This is a genomic window from Fictibacillus solisalsi (assembly GCF_900103485.1).
Taxonomy (GTDB): Bacteria; Bacillota; Bacilli; order Bacillales; family Fictibacillaceae; genus Fictibacillus_C; species Fictibacillus_C solisalsi.
Genome location: NZ_FNHW01000001.1, coordinates 138,964 through 159,272, shown reverse-complemented (window position 1 = coordinate 159,272; position 20,309 = coordinate 138,964). Strand labels below are relative to the sequence as shown.

The 20,309-nt window shown below is 42.6% G+C and carries 24 protein-coding genes; 6 read left to right on the top strand and 18 right to left on the bottom strand.

Annotated features, from left to right (window positions below; translation table 11 throughout):
* The 10 genes from BLT53_RS24875 to BLT53_RS00790 all read right to left on the bottom strand — a co-directional run.
* The coding region (locus tag BLT53_RS24875) for a hypothetical protein (RefSeq protein ID WP_170834182.1) at positions 1–294 on the bottom strand (294 nt) is incomplete at its 3' end.
* A 44-nt stretch (positions 295–338) separates the two neighbouring features.
* Positions 339–1,319, bottom strand: a complete 981-nt coding sequence (locus tag BLT53_RS00830; protein ID WP_090232053.1) for a cation diffusion facilitator family transporter — start codon at positions 1,317–1,319, stop codon at positions 339–341.
* Positions 1,320–1,489: 170 nt separating this feature from the next.
* Positions 1,490–2,062 carry an undecaprenyl-diphosphatase gene (locus BLT53_RS00825; RefSeq protein ID WP_090232052.1) on the bottom strand — a complete coding sequence of 191 codons (573 nt, stop codon included), beginning with the start codon at positions 2,060–2,062 and terminating at the stop codon, positions 1,490–1,492.
* A gap of 28 nt (positions 2,063–2,090) precedes the next feature.
* Positions 2,091–2,306: a hypothetical protein gene (locus BLT53_RS00820; RefSeq protein ID WP_090232050.1), complete on the bottom strand. Its 216-nt coding sequence runs from the start codon at positions 2,304–2,306 to the stop codon at positions 2,091–2,093.
* A gap of 30 nt (positions 2,307–2,336) precedes the next feature.
* On the bottom strand, positions 2,337–3,470 hold the full coding sequence (locus BLT53_RS00815) for an MGDG synthase family glycosyltransferase (RefSeq protein ID WP_090232049.1): 1,134 nt from the start codon (positions 3,468–3,470) through the stop codon (positions 2,337–2,339).
* 122 nt (positions 3,471–3,592) lie between these two features.
* The gene (locus BLT53_RS00810; RefSeq protein ID WP_090232047.1) at positions 3,593–4,438 is read right to left on the bottom strand and encodes a hypothetical protein; all 846 of its coding nucleotides are present in this window, start codon (positions 4,436–4,438) and stop codon (positions 3,593–3,595) included.
* Between the two features lie 12 nt (positions 4,439–4,450).
* A complete protein-coding gene (locus tag BLT53_RS00805) occupies positions 4,451–4,954 on the bottom strand; it encodes an anti-sigma factor family protein (protein WP_090232046.1) in 504 nt (167 codons plus the stop codon).
* Positions 4,947–5,492 carry an RNA polymerase sigma factor gene (locus tag BLT53_RS00800; RefSeq protein WP_090232044.1) on the bottom strand — a complete coding sequence of 182 codons (546 nt, stop codon included), beginning with the start codon at positions 5,490–5,492 and terminating at the stop codon, positions 4,947–4,949. The genes BLT53_RS00805 and BLT53_RS00800 overlap by 8 nt, the downstream gene beginning before the upstream one ends.
* Positions 5,493–5,683: 191 nt before the next feature.
* On the bottom strand, positions 5,684–6,490 hold the full coding sequence (locus tag BLT53_RS00795) for a DUF2935 domain-containing protein (protein ID WP_244520321.1): 807 nt from the start codon (positions 6,488–6,490) through the stop codon (positions 5,684–5,686).
* A gap of 65 nt (positions 6,491–6,555) precedes the next feature.
* The gene (locus BLT53_RS00790; RefSeq protein ID WP_090232040.1) at positions 6,556–7,911 is read right to left on the bottom strand and encodes an amino acid permease; all 1,356 of its coding nucleotides are present in this window, start codon (positions 7,909–7,911) and stop codon (positions 6,556–6,558) included.
* A 141-nt stretch (positions 7,912–8,052) separates the two neighbouring features.
* Between BLT53_RS00790 and BLT53_RS00785 the strand changes: the two genes are divergently transcribed.
* Positions 8,053–8,874: an MBL fold metallo-hydrolase gene (locus BLT53_RS00785; RefSeq protein ID WP_090232039.1), complete on the top strand. Its 822-nt coding sequence runs from the start codon at positions 8,053–8,055 to the stop codon at positions 8,872–8,874.
* A 44-nt stretch (positions 8,875–8,918) separates the two neighbouring features.
* On the opposite strand, the gene BLT53_RS00780 is transcribed toward BLT53_RS00785, so the two are convergent.
* From BLT53_RS00780 to BLT53_RS00760, 5 genes are all read right to left on the bottom strand, one after another.
* Positions 8,919–9,554, bottom strand: coding sequence for an FMN-dependent NADH-azoreductase (locus tag BLT53_RS00780; protein ID WP_090232037.1), 636 nt, complete (start codon positions 9,552–9,554; stop codon positions 8,919–8,921).
* A 71-nt stretch (positions 9,555–9,625) separates the two neighbouring features.
* Positions 9,626–10,600: a ring-cleaving dioxygenase gene (locus tag BLT53_RS00775; protein WP_090232036.1), complete on the bottom strand. Its 975-nt coding sequence runs from the start codon at positions 10,598–10,600 to the stop codon at positions 9,626–9,628.
* Between the two features lie 145 nt (positions 10,601–10,745).
* Positions 10,746–11,588, bottom strand: a complete 843-nt coding sequence (locus BLT53_RS00770) for an STAS domain-containing protein (protein ID WP_090232034.1) — start codon at positions 11,586–11,588, stop codon at positions 10,746–10,748.
* A gap of 65 nt (positions 11,589–11,653) precedes the next feature.
* Entirely contained in the window at positions 11,654–12,145 is a 492-nt protein-coding gene (locus tag BLT53_RS00765; RefSeq protein ID WP_090232033.1) for a hypothetical protein, read from the bottom strand.
* Between the two features lie 108 nt (positions 12,146–12,253).
* Positions 12,254–12,487, bottom strand: coding sequence for a hypothetical protein (locus tag BLT53_RS00760; RefSeq protein ID WP_090232031.1), 234 nt, complete (start codon positions 12,485–12,487; stop codon positions 12,254–12,256).
* 487 nt (positions 12,488–12,974) lie between these two features.
* On the opposite strand from BLT53_RS00760, the gene BLT53_RS00755 reads away from it, so the two are divergent.
* Together BLT53_RS00755 and BLT53_RS00750 are read left to right on the top strand one after the other, a co-directional pair.
* Positions 12,975–14,618 (top strand): M4 family metallopeptidase, encoded by a 1,644-nt coding sequence (locus BLT53_RS00755; RefSeq protein ID WP_090232030.1) that lies wholly within the window; start codon positions 12,975–12,977, stop codon positions 14,616–14,618.
* Between the two features lie 149 nt (positions 14,619–14,767).
* Positions 14,768–15,403, top strand: coding sequence for a flavodoxin family protein (locus BLT53_RS00750; protein WP_090232028.1), 636 nt, complete (start codon positions 14,768–14,770; stop codon positions 15,401–15,403).
* A 34-nt stretch (positions 15,404–15,437) separates the two neighbouring features.
* Here the strand turns inward: BLT53_RS00750 and BLT53_RS00745 are convergent, their stop codons facing one another.
* Positions 15,438–15,869, bottom strand: a complete 432-nt coding sequence (locus tag BLT53_RS00745) for a MerR family transcriptional regulator (RefSeq protein WP_090232026.1) — start codon at positions 15,867–15,869, stop codon at positions 15,438–15,440.
* 194 nt (positions 15,870–16,063) lie between these two features.
* Between BLT53_RS00745 and BLT53_RS00740 the strand changes: the two genes are divergently transcribed.
* Complete coding sequence (locus BLT53_RS00740; protein ID WP_090232025.1) at positions 16,064–17,254, top strand: MFS transporter; 1,191 nt, start codon at positions 16,064–16,066, stop codon at positions 17,252–17,254.
* 20 nt (positions 17,255–17,274) lie between these two features.
* On the top strand, positions 17,275–17,694 hold the full coding sequence (locus BLT53_RS00735; RefSeq protein ID WP_090232024.1) for a universal stress protein: 420 nt from the start codon (positions 17,275–17,277) through the stop codon (positions 17,692–17,694).
* A gap of 32 nt (positions 17,695–17,726) precedes the next feature.
* On the opposite strand, the gene BLT53_RS00730 is transcribed toward BLT53_RS00735, so the two are convergent.
* Complete coding sequence (locus BLT53_RS00730) at positions 17,727–17,927, bottom strand: hypothetical protein (protein ID WP_090232022.1); 201 nt, start codon at positions 17,925–17,927, stop codon at positions 17,727–17,729.
* A 147-nt stretch (positions 17,928–18,074) separates the two neighbouring features.
* Here BLT53_RS00730 and BLT53_RS00725 point away from each other — a divergent pair, with 147 nt between their 5' ends.
* Positions 18,075–20,102, top strand: a complete 2,028-nt coding sequence (locus BLT53_RS00725; protein WP_170834181.1) for a YhgE/Pip domain-containing protein — start codon at positions 18,075–18,077, stop codon at positions 20,100–20,102.
* Here the strand turns inward: BLT53_RS00725 and BLT53_RS00720 are convergent, their stop codons facing one another.
* A complete protein-coding gene (locus tag BLT53_RS00720; RefSeq protein WP_090232019.1) occupies positions 20,103–20,291 on the bottom strand; it encodes a Fur-regulated basic protein FbpA in 189 nt (62 codons plus the stop codon).
* Positions 20,292–20,309 lie beyond the last annotated feature (18 nt).

The following is a 20,309-nucleotide window of genomic DNA, read 5'->3' as shown; positions in this document are numbered from 1 at the left end:
CCCGGTATGCCTGGCGGTCAACAGCAGCAAGGGCAGCAAGGCGGACAATCCCAGCAGGGACAGGGCGGGCAGCAGATGCCACAATTTCCCGGGCTTTTCCCCGGTATGCCTGGCGGTCAACAGCAGCAAGCCCAGCAAGGCGGGCAGTCCCAGCAGGGACAGCAAGCTCAACAGGTATTTTATCCTTACTACTACCCGCCCGGCATGTTTTAATCCCGCGGCCAGTACCCTGACGATTCTGGACGGTACCTTTGGCTTTTCGGCCTGTGTTTCTCTGTAAACATAAAAAAACAAGGGAATCCCCTCTGTGGAATTCCCTTGTTTTTTCGAAATGAAGCTTATTCCTCTAACTTCTCTGGATGACTTTGCTTTTCCCACCGCTGTATGCCGTCATCTTCATCAAATTCAATGGTCACATCGGTGACACCTTTCTCCTGCAGGATCTTTTCCTCCAGCCGATCTTTAATATCGTCGGCCTGGGCAACCGTCAGTAAAGGATCTACCTCCACTTCAAGCTCCACATGGAGTTCCTCGCCTTCTTTGATAACAACCACTTCCACTACATCTTTTACTTCAGGGTCACGCAAGGCGAGTTCTCCAATTTTGTCTTCCATCTCTTCGTCAGCCTCCCCAAGGACTCCTGCCGCATTATCGAGAAACACTTTGCCCACAACAAAGAACATCATGAGACCAATAATAATCGAAGCAATTCCTTCTGCCTGATGAAAGGGTGTGAAATGGGAGATAACGATGGCGACAATCGCCAGGACCCCTCCCGCTGTTGCGACAAGATCCTCCATAAAGACAAGCTTGGTGGCCGGTTTGGCTTTTGGAAGGTGACCAAAGCTTTTAAAGAACACGGCAAAACCGCTCGTTGTGTCGCCGACGTCATGCATAATCTCCCTCATGGCCTTAAAGAGAACAAATCCCTCAAGCACAACTGCAGCAGCAAGCACGGCAATGTTGATTAAAAAACCAGTGGATTCAGTCGGGTGAAAAATATGAGAAAACCCTTCCTTGATCGTTTCAAAAGACATAATGCCTACAATAATAACCGCTCCAAGCAGAACCAGATGAACCAGCCTGCCAAATCCATTCGGAAAGCGGTTCGTAGCGCCTCTTTTGCTCAATGCGGAACCAATAAATACAAAAAATTGATTGGCCGCATCTCCCAGGCTGTGCATGGTTTCAGCAAACATAGCTACGTTCCCGGTGTAAATATAGGTGCCGCCTTTAATAATCGCAATAATGGTATTCACAATTGCCGCCAAAAAAGCGGATTTATTACCGTTTTTTAATAATTTGAATAACCTTCCCATTGGATCCTCTCTCTCATCAATAATCATGTCATGCGATATGTATAGATTTTATTTTCATTCTACCCTCTCTGATCTTTACCTACACTTATTTCCCCTTCTTAAGTACTAAAAAAACCCTTTCTTTCCTATTTTAGCGATTCATCCATAGGAAGGAAAGGGCAAGCTGAAGACTATTTGCTCCAAATGGCCTTCTTTAATATATGTGAAACTTGATTGTATTTACGAAGAGTAACTTTTACAAACGGATCAATGACAGGGGACATCAGGTAAACAAGGATACTGATGATCCCCCCGACAACTATACTTCCAGCAACATCAAATGGATAATGCTGTCCTACCCAAATTCGTGATAATCCGGTTAATGCCGCTATTGCCAGCATCGCACTGCCGAGCTTTTTATGGGTTAAGAATACGGCAAACGATAAAGCAAACGCACCTGTCGTATGGTCACTTGGAAATGAAGCATCAGCGGCATGCTTAAACAGCAAATGCACGTGGTGGCTGACAAATGGCCTTGGCTCATAATAAAAAAGAGTGATGATATAGTTTACGATGAGCCCCAATATTCCAGTGATCCCGGAATAGATTGCTGATCTTTTATACGATTCATTCATAAGCCACAGGACCAAAAGAACAATAGCATAGAGATAGAGCGCCTTTTGGCTTAAGAAGATCATAAAACCATCCAATACAGGATGAGAAACGGATAAATTATTAATGTCTTGAAACCACTGGTAATTCATTTTTTCCCCTTTCTTTGGTCGATTCACATTACCGCAAGGAACGATCTTGAAGAACTTTGGACTTGTTTCCCGCTTTATTCAAATGGAGACCCGTCTCAAATGAATATTTAGGACGCCTTATTACTTCAATGAGGATTTTACCGATAAATTCCCCGTTTCCCATCAGCTGCAGACCGCCAATGAACCAGATTGAAACCATTGATGGTGACCATCCAGCTGCTGCATTGTGATGCTCTTTGAACATACGATATACTCCAGCCTTGATGTAATGATCTTAAGCTTGCCGGCTTAAGGTAAGGGCCGGCTCCAGCAAAGACTGGATAAATTTGGTCATTTGATCAGGCGATAACATTTCAAGCCCTTTCTCATAAGCGTTTTTGGCGGCTTGCCAATTTTTCATGGCAGGTTGATTTCGGAGTACCCGTTTCAATTGAGATTCCAGCGGCAATGACTTATCGATACGGAAGACCAAATTCTTTTTCTCCAGGTACTCGAGATTAATTTCTTCTTGTCCCGGGAGTACGGAATGCACGAATATCGGCAGGTTTTTCCTTAGTGCTTCACTCACCGTAATTCCGCCTGGCTTTGTAACGACTGCATCTACTCTGTCATACCATTCATTCATTTCGCTCCTTGAAGAAATATAAGGCAGCGGATGAATATTAGCTGAACCCAGCGATCGGATCTTTTCATATAGTTTTCTGTTTTTTCCGCATAAAACATAATAGTCAAAGGCGCCAGAAGAACCAGCGGCGGTAATCAATTCATAAATATCACCCAATCCGCTGCTGCCGCCGGAGATTAAAACTTTTCTCCTGGTGTTTGTTGGTAAATTTATTGCTTTTCTTTTGAACTGCTCATGAACCGGAATCCCAGAGACGATGATCTTCTCATGAGGCACATGGTGTTCAACCATAAGTTTTGTTTTCATGTCCTGGTTAGGAACGAAATGGTAATCGATTTCTTCTTTTCCCCACACATCATTGATGAAGAAATCCGTGTACACATTCATAACGGGAACATGGCATTTCCCTTTTCGCTTGAGTTCATTTACAAGATAGGACGGTATGCTGTGTGTGCAGATAATCACATCAGGCTGTTCATCATCCAAAAGTTTGAGCATTTTCTTTGAAAACAAAAGGTCATACCCTTTAAAAGAATCTCTTCCTATGGCGGAATACGTTAGATTTTTATATACACGGTCGTAGGTACCAGGCCAATTTTTTATCCATTTCAGGTAGGTTCTAGTCACCATTTTTTCAAGAGAAACATTCATATAGCTCAACAAGTCTACTTTTTTTAAAACAATATCCTTCTTTCTGATTTTCAGCATATCGATCAATGCCTCAGCAGCCTGATGGTGGCCGGATGGCATCTGTAAAAACGGCAAAAATAATATTTTTCTCATTTTTTATCACCTGTTTTATAAATAAAATTTCAATTAATAAATCTTGCACACTTAAAAAGACGGATGTTGTGCCAAAAAGTTCATTACAAACAAAAAAAAGTCCTGGCAAATTCCGCCAGGAACTAGATGTTTTTTCTTTTACGAGCTCGAAAGCGTTCAAACAAAAATTTAAATGCTCCCCCCAACGACAAAAAAAAGAGAAGAAGGAAGAAAATACTGCCGATAATCGGAAAGTTGAACAGGGAAACCAGCACAAAAGACCCTGTCAAATACCGAAGCCACGGAGGTTTATCCTCCAAGCTTGAAAATTGAGACGCCAATTCATGACTGTAGATGGCAAGCCCTGTAATAAATACAAGTACCGGAAAGAGTAGAAGCAAAATCGAGACAGGAATACCGATGACCGTAATAGCGAGTAATACACTTACAACCAACAGTGCCGCACTAATAATGGCTCCTGATAATATCAGACGCGGAGCCTGTCCTTTTGTTAATCCTGCCAAGCTGTTTATTCGCTTGTGAAGCGACAGGCCGGCAATTACTGTTAAGAAAACCAGCATGATGCTTGAAATAAGCCGGAGAAGCCATCCGCTAATCAGGACCAGTCCCCCAAGAAAAAGGCTGTTTTGGGATGGACTATTCAGATTTATGGCTATAATGTTATCGGTCACCTTCGAGCCTGCTTCTTGTTTGACATGCCCGCCGATAACAAGTACCAGTTCCTTTATTTTTGCATTTTTCTTGATGTCTACATCTCCATTAATAACAATGACGGCTGTTTTCACCTTCCCCTTTACAATCGCATCGTGTCCAAAAACAATGATATTTTCAATACTTTGCCTTGCAGGTACAATCACATCTTTTTGTTTGATCACATTCTTTTCAGCACCATATACGTTGGGAGCTGCAAGTGTGAGGGCCACCATGAAAACCATTGTTATGCTTATTAAGACAGGGTACTTTTTCATCGCCGTCCCTCCTCAACCTGTTGACTTTGTATCCAGTAATCTTCGCACAGACCATCCTGATGCGACCAGCACGACCAGCGCCAGCACTAAGAAAACTTCAAGCAGATTTGGCAAAGCCCCCGCCACGGTAAAGGCCGAACGTATTAAACTGAAGGAAATCGAAGTGAGAGTAACCCCCACATGAATCCCTTTCGTAATAATCGATGAGGCCAACCATAGAAAAGCGGCCAGAACAATAGCCCCCGCTATGGCTGCAGCCATACCTCCCCGGGAAAGAAGTGTCTCAGGTGTAGTTTCTGAACGGATCCTGGCCATCACCGTTTGCTCCATATTGCCATTTTTCATCTCAAGTTCCTCATAAGTGGATGACAATAAAGCCTTTAATTCCAATAAATGAGCCACTTCTTCCCTACATTTCCCGCAGTCACTCATATGCCTTTCAACTTCTTGTCGTTGGTTGCTGTCTAACTCACCATCCACATAAGCGGATAGAAGTTCATGTATTTCTTCATGCATCCCGATCACCCCTTATCAGTTCTTTTCTCAGTTCTTTTCGGGCTATATTAATTCTGGATTTAACCGTCCCTTCTGGTATTTCCAATATTTCTGCAATCTCTTGATAGGAAAATCCCTGGATGTCTCTTAATACAATTACTGTCCGGTGTTCGGGAGTAAGCCTCTGCATGGCAAGCTGCAAATTGATCCTCAACTGCAGGTTTTCAACTTCCGAATAGGTATCGGCCATTAACTCTGTTTGTGCCGGATCCATTTGCAACTGTGGCCGTTTCTCCCTCTTCTTTATCCGGTCATAACAAAGGTTGGTTACAATTTTTGTAAGCCAGGAGGAAAAGGCATACGCCTCTTTCAAATGATCCATTGAAAAATAGGCCTTGACGAAAGCTTCTTGAGTAATATCTTCAGCTTCCATCTGATCATGGACCATCGCAAAAGCATGCCGGAACACTTTTCCTTTATATCTTTGAATAAGTTCAGAAAAGGAATCCTGGTCTCCTTTCTTAGCTTTTACGATTAATTGCTGAAGTTCTTGGTCCACACTTTTTTCACCCGTTTCTGGACAGACTGCCTTTAAGAAAAATGGCTTCTAGTTAAAAAGACGTAAAATGATGAAATAAGTTCATTTTTATTTCAATTTCTTTTCCTTTATTTTGGTTTAGGCGAAAATAATTCATTCGCAATACTAACAACATAGCATGAACTTAAAAAAAACCCCGCTGAGGAGGTTTTTTAATTTTCTTCCACCCTTGGTTTTGTGGGATTACAGCCCGGTTCTGTCGTTTGTGAGGCCATGGCCAACTTCGTGAGATAATAACATTCTTCTCTTGCCATATGATCGGCCATCAGTGCAGAAAACGTACCAAGCACCTCATTCGAAAGTTCCAGTTCCTCGATTTCTTTTAAAAACTTTCGAAACAACATAATTTCCATCTTCACTTCTTGATTCATGCGCTTCAAAGCCGGAAATTCTTTCAGGTTTGTCCTTAAATATCCTGCCAATTCTACCGCCTTGATATAAAATTGTTCAAAATGAACGCTGTATTCCTTGCTTCGTGTTTTTATATCTTTTTCTACCGCATCCATGGTATCCGATATGGCTCCTGCATGTCCTGCAGCGTCGGGAAGCCATACCATATGATAATGCAGCTCATGATAGAGCGGCGGCATTTGTTCTGTTTTTAAATACTTCAGAATTCCTAAATACTCTTCCACCTCATTCACCATATGATTAAGAAAGGTTGGTGAAAGGTGAATGCTTATTTTTCCTGTCAGGTGCCTTCTGAGCATGTGAAGCTTAAAATCCCTGATTGATGTCGCCATTTCTTCCGCTGCAGCAGTTAGCTTCGTGAGATCCGCGTTTCCTCTTGCCTGCTGAAGCAGTCCGTCGAAACCTCCCTTATATCGTTTGGCCGCTTCAATTTCTTTTGTTTCCTTCGAAGCCAGGGTATCCAAAAAGAAACGGGCATGATCCCCCAGTACCTGAAGCCAAAACTGATGCTCGAACCTTGCGCTTTTTTCCCATGTTTGCCGGTCCACCTTCATCTCCTCCTTTGTACCTCATTCATATGTATCAAAGGAAAAGACAAGTTATGACGGATTATTTAGCTTGTTTCGGTTTTCTTCCATACCTTCCTCATAAAAAAAGCCACGATACCAATGATTCCAGCTAACAGGATACTGACATAAAACCCGGGACGGATCGTTTTTTCAGCAAGGGTTCCGCTGATGCTCGCCAAAATTAAAAGAAGCCCCATAACAGAGAACACTTTGCTCCATATCTTCTGCTTTAGCACTTTCATGGAAGAAAGAATAATAAACAGCCAGTTATAAAGAAGCAGGATTCCTGCGGCAGTGGTGATGTATTCATAAATCTTTCCGGGCATTAACAATGCGGTAATGATCGAAGCAAGGAGACCTGCGGCCCCAAGTCCCAGAGAGGCTAATGGCAGATCCTTCAATTTTTTAATTTTCTTGCTGAACAGTGACGGAGCATCACCATCTTCTGACATTGTACAAAGGAGGTTGGTCACACCAAAAAGAGAAGCTGTCATGGTGGAGAAACCTGCTATAATGATCGCTCCATTAAATACATGCGGAAAAAAGGCAAGATGGTAATCGTCAAGAGCGGTCACAAACGGACTTTCCTTATCATCAAACGCCCCTTGAAAAACCATGGTGACTGCCAGCCCCATGGACACCACATAAATCACAGCCAAAACGAACATCATGACTTTACCAGCTTTGGGCCCGTCTTCTTTTCTTTTCAACTGCATGGCCATCAGCCCGATGACCTCAATGCCGCCAAACGCATAAAACGCGTAGATCAGCGAAGACCAAAACCCCGGAAATCCATCATGAAAAAAATCACCTGTGCTGTCAGGCAGACCTGGCTTTTTAACATCGCCATCCAGCCAGCCTAGGAGCGTTGCTCCCGCTAAAATAATGAACATTAAAATAGCCGCCACTTTTACAACGGCAAGGATGTTCTCAACTTTGTCAAAGCCGTTTGTCCCGGTTAATACAACGATGATAGCAAGAATCGCATACCCTGAGGCAAACGCCCACAAAGGTACTTGTTCAAACCAAAACCGCGACAATATGGAGAGTGCTGTCAACTGGCTGCCCATGACCAGGATATTGGAGACCCAGTAGTTCCAGCCACAGCTGAAACCTGCCCAATGGCCAAATGCCTTTTTTGCATAGGCGCAAAACGATCCTTTTTGCGGATCTTCTGCTGTCATCTTTGCCAATACATTAAAAACAATATACGTGCCAAGTGCAGCAAGGACAAAAGAAATGACAATGGAGGGACCGGTCATCATAATCCCGATGGAAGATCCTAAAAAATACCCTGTTCCGATGGTACATCCGATTCCCATTAACGAAAGCTGCCACCATTTTAAACTCCCGCCTCCGCTGTTTTGGCCGGAGGGGGAGCTGCATTTTGTCTGACTCATCAAACCACCCCTGTTCTGTCGTTAGTTTTTGTATATTGGAGTGGAATATGTAATGCCCACATTGCCAGTAATTGCTTATCATTACAGTTTTTTTACTTTATAATCAAAGCAGACGGAAATAAAAAAAATGGGGATGATCGAATGAAGCCGTATATTTGCATCACCTGCGGAGTCCAATATCCGCCAACAGAACACCCTCCCGAAATCTGCACCATCTGCACAGAGGAACGACAATATGTTTCACCCCAGGGGCAGTCCTGGACCACGCTGCAAGAGATGAGAAACCGTAATTTTAAAAATACCATACAAGAAGATGAACCTCACCTGTACAGCATACATACCGAACCGGCTTTTGCGATTTCGCAAACAGCTTACCTTGTACAGGGTAATCATTTCAACCTGTTGTGGGACTGTTTGACCTATCTTGATCAAGAAACGATAGCGTACCTGAAGCAATTAGGAGGGATTGATGCCATCGCTCTTTCCCATCCTCATTATTATTCCACCCAGGTGGAATGGGCGGAAGCATTTGAAGCACCCATTTATATTCATGAAGATGACAAAGAATGGGTCACACGTTCAAGCCCCTTGATAAAATTTTGGTCCGGTGAAACGCTCGAGCTCAGTGAAGGGCTTACCTTGTACAGGCTTGGAGGCCATTATAAGGGTGGAGCAGTCGTCCACTGGTCTCAAGGAAATGGAGGAAAAGGAGTGCTTCTGACTGGGGACATCATCCAGGTGGCAGCAGACAGAAATTGGGTCAGTTTCATGTACAGTTACCCCAACTTGATTCCACTTCCGGCTTCTACCGTGGAGCGCATGGCCAGTATTGCAGAGCCCATACCTTTTAACCGGTTATACAACGCGTTCCACAGGGTTGTGGCGGAAAATGCCTCACAATCAGTCCAGCGATCTGCAAAAAGATATAGTAAAGCATTAAAAGGAGAATGGTTCTCCACCTAAATAAAAAGCGAAGGCAAATTACGCCTTCGCTTTTTTTGATGAAGTTAAAAGGTTTGTGCCATTTCTTTTGCTTTAGTAATGGCCTGTTGCTTAATCTCTTCCGCCCGGTCGGGAAATTGATTGTGTCCTTCCACAAACAAGCCTTCAAATGATGGAATGCCAAAAAAGTTCATGATCACACCAATGTACCGGTGGCCCATCTCGAGTCCTGCTGCAGGCCCTTCCGAATAGACGCCTCCGCGGGCTTGGATATGCAGTGCCTTCTTGTCTGTAAGCAGTCCAACAGGTCCCTGTTCCGTATATCTAAAGGTCTTTCCTGCCGTACAAATAGAGTCAATATAGGCTTTCATAACGGGTGGAAATGAAAAATTCCACATAGGCGTTACAAAAATGTATTTATCTGCCGCTACAAACTGATCGGTCAGTTCGGAAAGCCGCTGTACTTTTGTCTTTTCATCTTGTGATAGCTGATCAAAGGTAGAACCCGATCTAAGCTTTCCCCAGCCGCTGAACACATCCACATCAATCTGGGGAATATTTTCTTTATACAGATCCAGATGAACAACTTGATCAGAAGGATTTGCCTGTTTGTAAGATTCAACAAATGCTTTTCCAACCGCCATACTGTAGGATTGTGTATCATCATGGGGATGTGCCGTAATATATAATATAGTCGTCATATCATTATCCCTTCCTTTATCATTTGTACATAATTAATATGATACAAAGAAAGGAAACACATACACTGAATTTACGTTAATTTAGTATCCAGCGGTTTCAACCTGGCTTCAATCTCTTGGCGTTTGGATTCAAGAAAAGGGGGAAGGGCGAGTGATTCCCCAAGATGCTCCAGATCTTCATCCGTCGCAAATCCCGGACCGTCCGTGGCCAGTTCAAACAAAATACCATTTAATTCCCTGAAGTAAAGCGACTTAAAGTAGAACCGATCGACAAATCCTGAATTCGGAAACTGGGCATTCTGGACTTTCTCTATCCATTTCTTTAGCTCCTCCTCATCATGGACGCGGAAAGCAACGTGGTGCACCCCGCCTCTTCCAAGACGTTCAGGGGCCAAGTCCTTTCGTTCTTCGATGTGAAGCTCCGCTCCTGTGCCTCCTTCGCCTGTTTCATATACCACAATATCCGGCTGGCCGGGTTGGAACGACGGGTATTCTCCTTTTTTCCTGAATCCCAAAAGTTCCGTAATGACTTCCTCTGTTAGCTCTTTCGTGCGTACAGTCAGCCTGACAGGTCCAAGACCGGTGATGCCGTATTTATTTGGAACCGGGCTCTTGTCCCAGGGCACACCAGCAGAAACTCCTGTATTGGTTTCGTCTGATACAAGTAACAGACGCTGTCCCTCGTTGTCCTTAAAGGCGAGAGAGAGACGGCCAAATCGTTCTGAAGGCTCCTCATGAACCACGTTCATTTCTTCAAATCGGTTCTTCCAATAGTTCAATGCTTCATCATTTTTTACCCGCAGCGAAATTTCCGAAATACTGTTGGCACCATCATGATTTCTTCCTGCCATCGGAATTTCAAAGAATGTTAATTCGGTTCCGGCATTTCCCTTTTCATCGCCGTAAAACAAATGGTAAACAGAGGTATCATCCTGATTCACTGTTTTCTTAATCAGGCGCATGCCCAGTACCTTTGTGTAAAAGTCGTAATTTTTTCCTGCCTTTGCCGTAATTGCAGAAACGTGGTGTATCCCTTTTAATTCCATAGTTCCTCCTTTTTCGAACCTTTGTTGTTAGATCCTGCAGCTCTTTTTGAAAAAGCTTTTATGTATATCATACCCTCTTGATTTAAAAATTGAAAAAAAAAACAGCATTACGAAATGTAAATGCTGTTTTTTATGCGGATAAGTATTATTTCTCTTGGTTTTTAAAATCAATCGCTTGGGCAAGCGTTGAGGTCACCGATACACGGTCAAAGGACAGACCCAGTTGAACCGCAGTTGTGGCAATCTCCGGGCGGATCCCGGACAATGTTGTCTTTACACCAACAAGATCCAGGGCATCAATCAACTGAAACAGTTCGTGTGCTACCATTGTATCGATCATGACTACCCCTGATAAATCGATAAACAAATGGGCGATCCGCTTTTGTACACACTGGTTCAATGTATTTTCTAGAATATATTTGGCTCTCGTTGTGTCAACATCCCCAACAAGAGGCAACAATGCCGTATCGTTGTTCAGGGAAATCACAGGAGAACTTAATTCATTAAGTAGTTCCTGCTGGGCACGCAATCGATCGGTGGAATATTTATGGGTTTCCTCGATAAATTGCAGCATGACGGAATCAAAGACCTTAATGACCAGACGGTTCCATTCATCGATTTCCTCTTGATGCAATGTATCCCGGTTTAATGCCGCAAACTCACTGATATAATCAAAATATTGTTGGCGTACCCTCATGAACTCTTTAATGATCAAATGGATAGGAGTGCGCATATGCTCATTGTCTTTGGCAATTTTTATGATCCACTCTTCAAATTCTTTAAAGAAAGCCTCTTCAGGCTTTACAAGAACCTCGCATAAATGAATATGAAATTCATAATTTTGAGCTTTCAGCGTTTCTATCACTGTCGGATCATGAGAAGTATACACGCCGGAAGTGCTGGTTTTATCGAGAGAATTATACCATTCCTCGGTCAGATTCCTGGCCCTTTTTAAAAGAAACTGATGTAATTCCTGGTTTTTATTCATTAAAATACTCCTTGTAAAATGAAATATCTCTCTATAAAAAGGTTCCTTTCCCCATTACAGAATGCCTAGCGAGAGGAGCTTGGAATTTTTTCAAATCCTTCTTCCACAAGATAATCGTGTGCTTCTTTATAAGATTCAAACGCTGCTTCCAAATTCAGGCCTGCATAAATATTCCATAGTTCATCCTCATGAACGAGAAGAAGTCTTTCATTGTCGGCACCGCCTGTCCATGTTTCTTTCACAGGTACTTCCGGCTCAGGAGCAGCCACTGATTCTTCGCTGCTTAAATAGTCTATAGAACCTGAAATGAGTGAAATAAGAGCCTCTGAGCTGTAGTCGCGAATGTTAACCAATTCTTTTTCATTCTTTTGCCGGCGGTCAAGATGGCCTGCGTAAACAAAGCCATTTCCGTTCGGATGCAGCTGCTGTACGACTATTTTCTTGTCCCTTTTGCTGTCCTCCAGATGGTAATTGACTCGTCCAAGTGAAATATTTTTCCTGGTCAATTGTGGAAAGTGAGTTTCAATAAGTTCTATTTTTTCTTCAAATGATAGCATGCTTTGCCTCTTTCTATAATTAATTTCGCCTGATTATACCATAACCCGGGAGTTGTAATATAATTCCGCCTTTCATCCCCAAAAAAAAACACCGTGAAAACACGGTGCTCATTTATGTCTGCAAAATTCCGCGGTTATTGCATCCATTGCGGCTGTTACGTTTGCAAATGAAACGATCTCTTGATTGTCGGTATATTTTAGTTGAAAAACATGTTCCTTTTTGCTGTAGCTGATTGAAAGTAAAGGAATGTTATTTTGACTTAATGTGTGGGTTATTTCTGATTCAATGTATTGTTTTGCTTTTAAATCGACCAACATCTCTTGAATTTTAGATTGATTCATGGTCATCAATCCCCTTTCCAATATGAGGGGCAAAAAGCGAAAAAACCCAAATATTTTTTTATTTATTCTATTAATTATAGCACAAAACAGGTTTTGTTTAAAGAGATTATGGGAATAATCATATTTTTAATTATTTTCAGGCAAAAAGTCATAATTATAAAAAAACAGCACTTCCTCTTCACAGCAGCCCGATCCTTAAAGTTCCTCTCTCCTGGCATAATCAATCTGGATTTGGTACGGATCTCCTCCAATAACTTGTCCACTTCAGCTTCCCGGCAGGATAAGACTTCAAGATTTTCCAGACTTGTGATAAACATGACAAAAAATTATACTCTATTTTTAGTGTCTTGACACTTGGGAAAACAACATGCCGGAGATAGAGGAATTTAAAAGGAAAACACTCTTTTTTTCCCAATACCGTAAATATTCCCCTGTGCTATGATGAAATTAAGGGCGCCCCCTATAAAGAACATTAGGAGGGTATTTTATGAAAAAAGGTTTCATTGCTTTACTATCCGCCGGTCTGTTGTTCAGTTCCGCCTATCAGGCAGCAGCAGCCAACGAACCTGGCACAAAATCGCAAAAGCTTGTTCTTCATGAGAATAGCAAAACCCTTACTCCTCAAGTCCAAGTCACAACAACCAAAGGCAAAGCCATTCCTTCCTTTATTGCAGGGAAACTTTCAAAAGGTACATACCATACCGAGAAAGACGTCCTCGCCTTTATTGACGGCAATAAACAATTATTTCAATTCAATGGTTCTCATCATCTTCATTTACTTTCGAAAGAAAAGGACAACCTGGGCATGACTCATTATGTATTTAACCAATCCATCAATGGTGTACCTGTTGATGGAGCCGTGTTCATGGTCCACACCGATCAACAAGGAAAAATCACGGCGATTAATGGAGATGTTCATGCCAACCTTCCTGAAAATATAAAATCAACCAAAAAATTCACAAATACCCGCGCGATCAATGCTGCCTGGAAACATATCGGTGAAAAACCGAAAAAAGAGAAAAGCAAACCGCTTGCTTTTAAAGGAGCAAAGATCAGCGACACGGTCGAAAAGTCAAAACTGGTCATCTTCAAGGACCAAAATAAATACAAGCTCGCCTACCGGGTGGCGCTTCAATTCATTGATCCTTATCCTGCAAACTGGCAGGTATATGTGGATGCAAACAGCGGCAAAGTCCTGAAAAGCATTAACGCCGTGAATAGTGACGGACCTGCGACCGGTTCTGGCTACGGTGTTCTTGGCGACAATAAAACGCTGAACACCTACCTGTCTGCCGGCACCTACTATTTGTATGACACAACCAAAGCCATGTCCGGTGTGATTGAGACGTACACAGCAAGAAACGGATCAAGCCTTCCTGGTGTTTATTCAACAGATACAAACAACGCTTGGACCGCCTCCAACCAGGGCGCGGATGTAGACGCGAACTACTATGCCGGCAAAGTGTATGATTATTATAAAACTACGCATGGACGCAACAGCTTTGACAATGCAGGCTCCACCATCAGGTCTACCGTTCACTATAGTTCCGGTTACAACAATGCGTTCTGGAATGGTTCACAGATGGTTTATGGAGATGGAGATGGACAAGTCTTCCGTCCATTGTCAGGAGCACTTGATATTGTAGCACATGAGTTAACACATGCTGTAACAGAACGGACAGCCGGACTCAATTACTCGTATCAGTCCGGGGCACTGAATGAATCCATGTCTGATGTATTCGGTTATTTCCTTGATCCAAATGACTGGCTGATGGGAGAAGATGTTTATACACCTGGCACAGCTGGAGATGGTCTGCGCAGTTTATCCAATCCAAAACTTTACGGACAGCCCGACCACATGAGCGGTTATGTGAACACGTCCAGTGACAATGGCGGCGTGCATACGAACAGCGGAATTCCAAACAAAGCCGCCTACAATACCATTACCGCGATTGGAAAAGCGAAAGCCGAACAAATATATTACAGAGCACTGACCCGCTACATGACACCATCGACCAATTTCAGTGGTGCACGTGCGGCATTACTTAGTGCAACAGCAGATTTATATGGCAGCACCAGCACTGAATACAATGCAGTAAAAACAGCATGGACCAATGTAGGCGTAAATTAATAAAAAGGATACTCACCGCAGGCGGCCTTCCGGAAGCCTGCGGTTTGTTTGTGGTGATGTATTGTATAAAACAGCTCGATGTTTTTATAAAACAGAAAGGGGTACAGATATAGAAGTAAAAACAGCCGACAAGGAGTGAAATCAAAAAAATGACATTAAAGGCATTAGTAATTAATTGCACACTAAATAAAAGCAATCAACCATCAAATACCAGGGCCTTAATAGATGAAGTGGTGAAAATTTTTGACAAAAAGGAAATGGTAACAGAAATTGTTACACTTGCTGATTATAATATTGAATATGGCGTTACCGGAGAGGCAATCAGCGATCAGGATGAATGGCCTGTCATTTATGAAAAAGTAAAAGAAGCGGACGTTTTGGTCATTGGCTCTCCCATATGGCTTGGGCAACAAAGCAGTCTGACCACTGTTTTGATCGAACGTCTATACGGGGCAAGCAGTGAAACTAATGAGCAAGGTCAATACATCTTTTATAACAAAGTTGGCGGTGTTGTGGTCACGGGCAATGAGGACGGGGCAAAACATGTAAGCCGCTCCGTGATTTATGCACTTTCGCACATCGGCTTTACCATTCCGCCAAATGTAGACACCTATTGGGTAGGAGAAGCGGGCCCTGGACCTTCTTATATCGAAGCGAAAGGATATGAAAATGAATTTACCATGCAGCATGCCGAAATTATGGGATACAACCTGTATCACTTTGCACGTTTACTCAAGGAAAATCCCATTCCGGCAGAAGGAAATGTTATTCAACAAACCCATTAAATCGTTTCATCAGCCGGCCTGTCTGCCGGCATTTTTATTTCTCCTCTTCAAAACGAATGAGTGCTGCTTGTGCACGGTCCCTGAGAGAAACCAGATCACTTTCAACCTTTAATATATTCTTCTTTTTCTGCTCCAAAAGTTTTAATTGCTCTTCTACGGTATGAAAGACCTTTTCCAGCTTTTCTTTTTGCAGTTCTGTGCCTTTAACCTTTCTGTAGTCATGCCGCTGCAGTTCAAGCATGTCGCTGAGCTTAATAAATTCCTGAAGTTCAGCAAGAGAAAAACCCATAACTTCTTTGGCATTTGTAATCTTCTTCAAGAAATTAACATGGTCTTCTGAATATAGTCTGAATCCTCCCTCACTTCTGGGCGGTGAAGAAAGCAGCCCGATCTGTTCATAGTAACGGATTGTCCTTTTTGTCAGTCCGCTTTGTTTTGCTACTTCATCTATTTTTAAACCCGTCATTTCAAAAATCTCCTTTTAAAAAAACGTTGGATTCCAAAACTCTATATTCAAAATAACATAAATCAATATAAAAAAGGAAATGGTTACGTTGACGTAAAGGTTAACCTGTATTATACTGGGTGAGTATTGATTTTATTTTGCGTGCACTACATTTAACTTTATTAACTAAATTTCATGAAAAGGGGTTTTTCAGCATGCGTCAAGAAACGCTTGAGATCCAGAATCAGTCCGCCAAACAGCCACTGGTCATCTGGGTCATCTTTTTTGCCACGATTATTTCGTTTATGGGATTAGGATTGGTCGACCCGATTCTCCCTGCTATCGCCAAGCAGCTTAACGCAACTCCGAGCCAGGTTTCGTTACTGTTTTCAAGTTATAACCTGATTACCGGTGTTGCAATGCTGATTACCGGTGTGGTTTCCAGCCGGGTTGGCGTTAAATGGACGTTATTAACGGGTATATTACTTATTATTGTCTTTTCAGCATTAGCAGGTTCATCCAACGCAATCTCTCAAATCGTTGGATTCCGTGGCGGTTGGGGCCTTGGAAACTCCCTGTTCATTGCTACCGCACTGTCAGCCATCGTTGGATTATCCATCGGCGGAACGGCAAAAGCCATCATTCTTTATGAAGCCGCGATTGGGTTGGGAATTTCCGTCGGGCCTCTTCTCGGAGGGGAACTCGGTTCCATTTCCTGGCGCGGACCATTTTACGGTGTCAGTGTCTTAATGGTCATCGCCTTTTTTGCTTTACTGATTAAAATGCCTCAGGTGCCAAAACCAAAAGTAAAAAGTTCAATCCTTGATCCGATTAAAGCCTTAAAATATCCAGGGTTGCTCAGGCTCGGACTTACGGCTTTTCTCTACAATATCGGCTTCTTCACTTTGATGGCTTATTCTCCATTTGTTATGAATCTGGATGAACACGGCTTAGGTTACGTTTTCCTTGGATGGGGACTTTGCCTTGCGATTACTTCTGTATTTGTAGCACCGAAGATTCAAGCTAGATTCGGTACTGTTAAATCCATGTGTGCCATGCTTATTTTGTTTGCTTTGACCCTGCTTTCTATGGGGATTTGGACAGATCATGCTATTGTGGTGATCATTGCTGTAATTGTGGCCGGCTTGTTCCTTGGTACAAATAACACATTAATTACAACAGCTGTGATGCAAGTAGCACCTGTTGAACGGGCAACCGCTTCAGCAGCTTACAGCTTTGTCCGCTTTATCGGAGGAGCCATCGGTCCATGGCTGGCAAACAAATTGGCTGAAACCTATTCGCCTCATGTTCCCTTTGTAACCGGAGCAATCTTTGTCCTGTTCGCCATGCTTGTCGTTGCATTTGGACGTAAACACTTAGCACACGTTGATACAGCTTCTCACTAATTAAAAGGAAGGTCATACTTATGTATAATAAAATTTTGATTGCTTTTGACGGCTCACCTTCTTCTGCCCGTGCACTGATGCACGGGACGGAACTGGCCAAAAAATTCGAATCCGAACGAGTGACCATCGTTCATGTGAATAAAAACCTTCCCATGCAAGAACCGGTAATGACCATAAATCTTGATGAGCTGATTGAGGAAGAAGATAAGGAATTATTGCTTCCTGCGGTGAAGTTTCTTTCCGATTCGGGAATTGAGTATGAAACTCACACCTTCGAGGGGGATCCCGGCCATGTGATTGCTTCTTATGCAAACGAGCATGGCTATGATGCGATCGTCATTGGAAGCACGGGAAAAGGCTTGATAAAAGAAGCACTGCTAGGAAGTGTCAGTCACAATGTTGCCCAATTGGCAAGTTGTCCTGTCATCATCGTAAAATAAAAAATCGGTTCCTTTAAAAGGAGCCGATTTTTTTATGCTGTCCAGCCCGGCTGGTAAAAATATTTAATGTTTCCCCCACCGCCAGGAACAATAATTCCTCTAAATGCTTTTTTGTCTTCCTGCTTTACAAGAACCTCACGAAATAAAGGAAATTCCTCCTTTATCACAATATATTCACTGAGATGTCCATTTCGCAAATCCGATAAAATTTCATTGGCCAAATGTTCGTTCATTATCATTTCCTCCAATATTTCTGCTCACCTAAGTACACCACAACGCCCTTTGGTATGTCCACTATCAAATGAATACATAAACGCTCCTTTCAAACAAAAACTAAGAAAGATGTGAGATTCAATACTTAAAAAAAAGGATCTAATATGATGAAAAAAGCATTTAATGTGTTTCGTACTGACTGGGAAGAGGTTTTAAGGATCCCTTCTGCCGCCCTTTTAATCATGGGCCTCATTTTTCTTCCGTCCGTCTATGCCTGGGTGAACATAAAAGCAATGTGGGATCCCTATGAAAACACGGAAGGCATCAAAATTGCCATCAGCAATGACGACAGAGGAGCCATGTTTCAGGATAAAAACATCAATATCGGAAATGAAGTCGTCCAGAATTTAAAGAATAATCATAAGCTCGGCTGGACGTTTGTTACAAAGGAAAAAGCCCATAACGGTGTGGTGATGGGCGATTATTATGCAAGCCTCTACATCCCGAAAGACTTTTCCAAAAAGATTGCAAGTATTGCGAGTCAGTCTCCTGAAAAACCGGTCATCGACTATGCGGTGAATGAGAAAATCAATGCAGTGTCTCCAAAAATTACCCAGAGTGGCGTCTCCACCATTATTAACCAGGTGAGCGACAGCTTCACAAGAAATGTAGGAAAAGTTATTTTTTCAAAGTTCAACGAGGCGGGAATCACTCTTGAAAGGAACCTGCCGACGATCCAAAGCTTTGAACAGAAACTCTTTGCTCTTGAAAAAGAGCTTCCGAAAATCAATCGAATGTCCAAGCGCATTATTTTGCTTGATGAAAAGCTCGCCTTATTGCATAAAAGAACAGTGTCACTGAACCTTCAAAAATTATCTTCCGATTTCGAGAAGGTCAGCTCACTTCTTACACAAACGGAAAAAGCCGTTCCACAAATACAGCAGGTGCTGGATCAGGCCACAGCCATAGATAACCGTCTTTCCATACTTCCATCCATAGAGCAAACAGCTGTTTCATTAGACAGCACCCTATTGGAGCTTCAGTCTATGACCGATCAAGCGATTCAAAAAGCCCGAGAAGCCCAAAAGGCTTCCCCTGGCCTGTCTTATCCAACTGAACAGTTAACCACCATTAAAAATGATCTTAACAATCTGCGGGTGTTAACAGAAAAAAATCGTCGTACATTGGGGGAACAGAACGGGAACCTTACGTCCCTGCAGGATCTCATGGTCTATTACAGGGAAGATTGGCCTGCTGCCAAGAAAAATATAAGCGAGGCTTCAGCCAGACTAAAAAGGGATTCTCCCGAAATAAAAAAAGACCTTACTCTTGCCGCAGCCGCAATGAAGAGGGATATACCCAAAATGGAAAAAGCCATCCACCGGGCGGCCAGCCTGGCTGAAAATGATCTTCCTCAAATGGAGAAATCCATTATAGAGACAGCGAACAAAATTAGAGAATTTAAACGGAATAACAATTTGAATGATGTAATCCAGGCGCTAAAAAACAACCCTGGTAAGGAAAGTGATTTTCTTGCTTCTCCGATTGTTCTAAAAGAACATAAAATTTTCCCCATCCCCAATTACGGCTCTGCTATGACTCCCTTTTATACCGTCTTGGCACTGTGGGTAGGAGGCATGCTACTCATTTCTTCTCTTAAAGCCGGCAGAACAGTAAGTGAAGAGGGCCAATTAGGTATGGCGTTATTTTGGGGAAGATGGCTTACGTTTATTTCAATCGGCATGCTCCAGGCACTGGTGGTTTCCCTTGGAAATTTATTTGTGATTTCTGCCTACATTGTGGATAAGCCCCAATTTGTGCTGTTTTCCATCCTGTTGAGCATCGTATTCATGTCCATCATCTACTCGCTCGTTTTCATTTTTGGAAACATCGGCAAAGGATTGGCGGTTATATTCCTTGTTCTGCAATTCTCAAGTTCAGGAGGCACGTTTCCCGTGTCGATGACCTCCCCTTTTTTTCAAAGGCTCAATCCATATATGCCCTTTACTTATGGCGTCAGCTTGCTGCGCGAAGCAACGGGAGGCATGATCAAAGAGATTGTCCTTTCAGACATCTGGCATCTCGTTCTCTTTCCTGTCCTTTTTCTGTTGTTGTCCCTGATTTTAAGCAGGCCGCTTTTTAGGATACTCTCTAATAAAAAACAGCGATTGAAAAAAGCACGTATCCTTCAATAATTAATTTATCTCTTTTCTTTGCTTTCTGTACTTTTTATGACTGACGGCCTTGCCGTATTCTTCTTCAAGGTCGGTCAAGGTCAGCTGAAACAGATGACGTTCTTCTTTCTTGTACACACCCATCTTAATGAGACTTGTAATCAGCTGGTTTCTTTTGCTTTCTACTGCTTTACGCAATTGATTTCCCAAGACTTTTCCTCCTTTCGG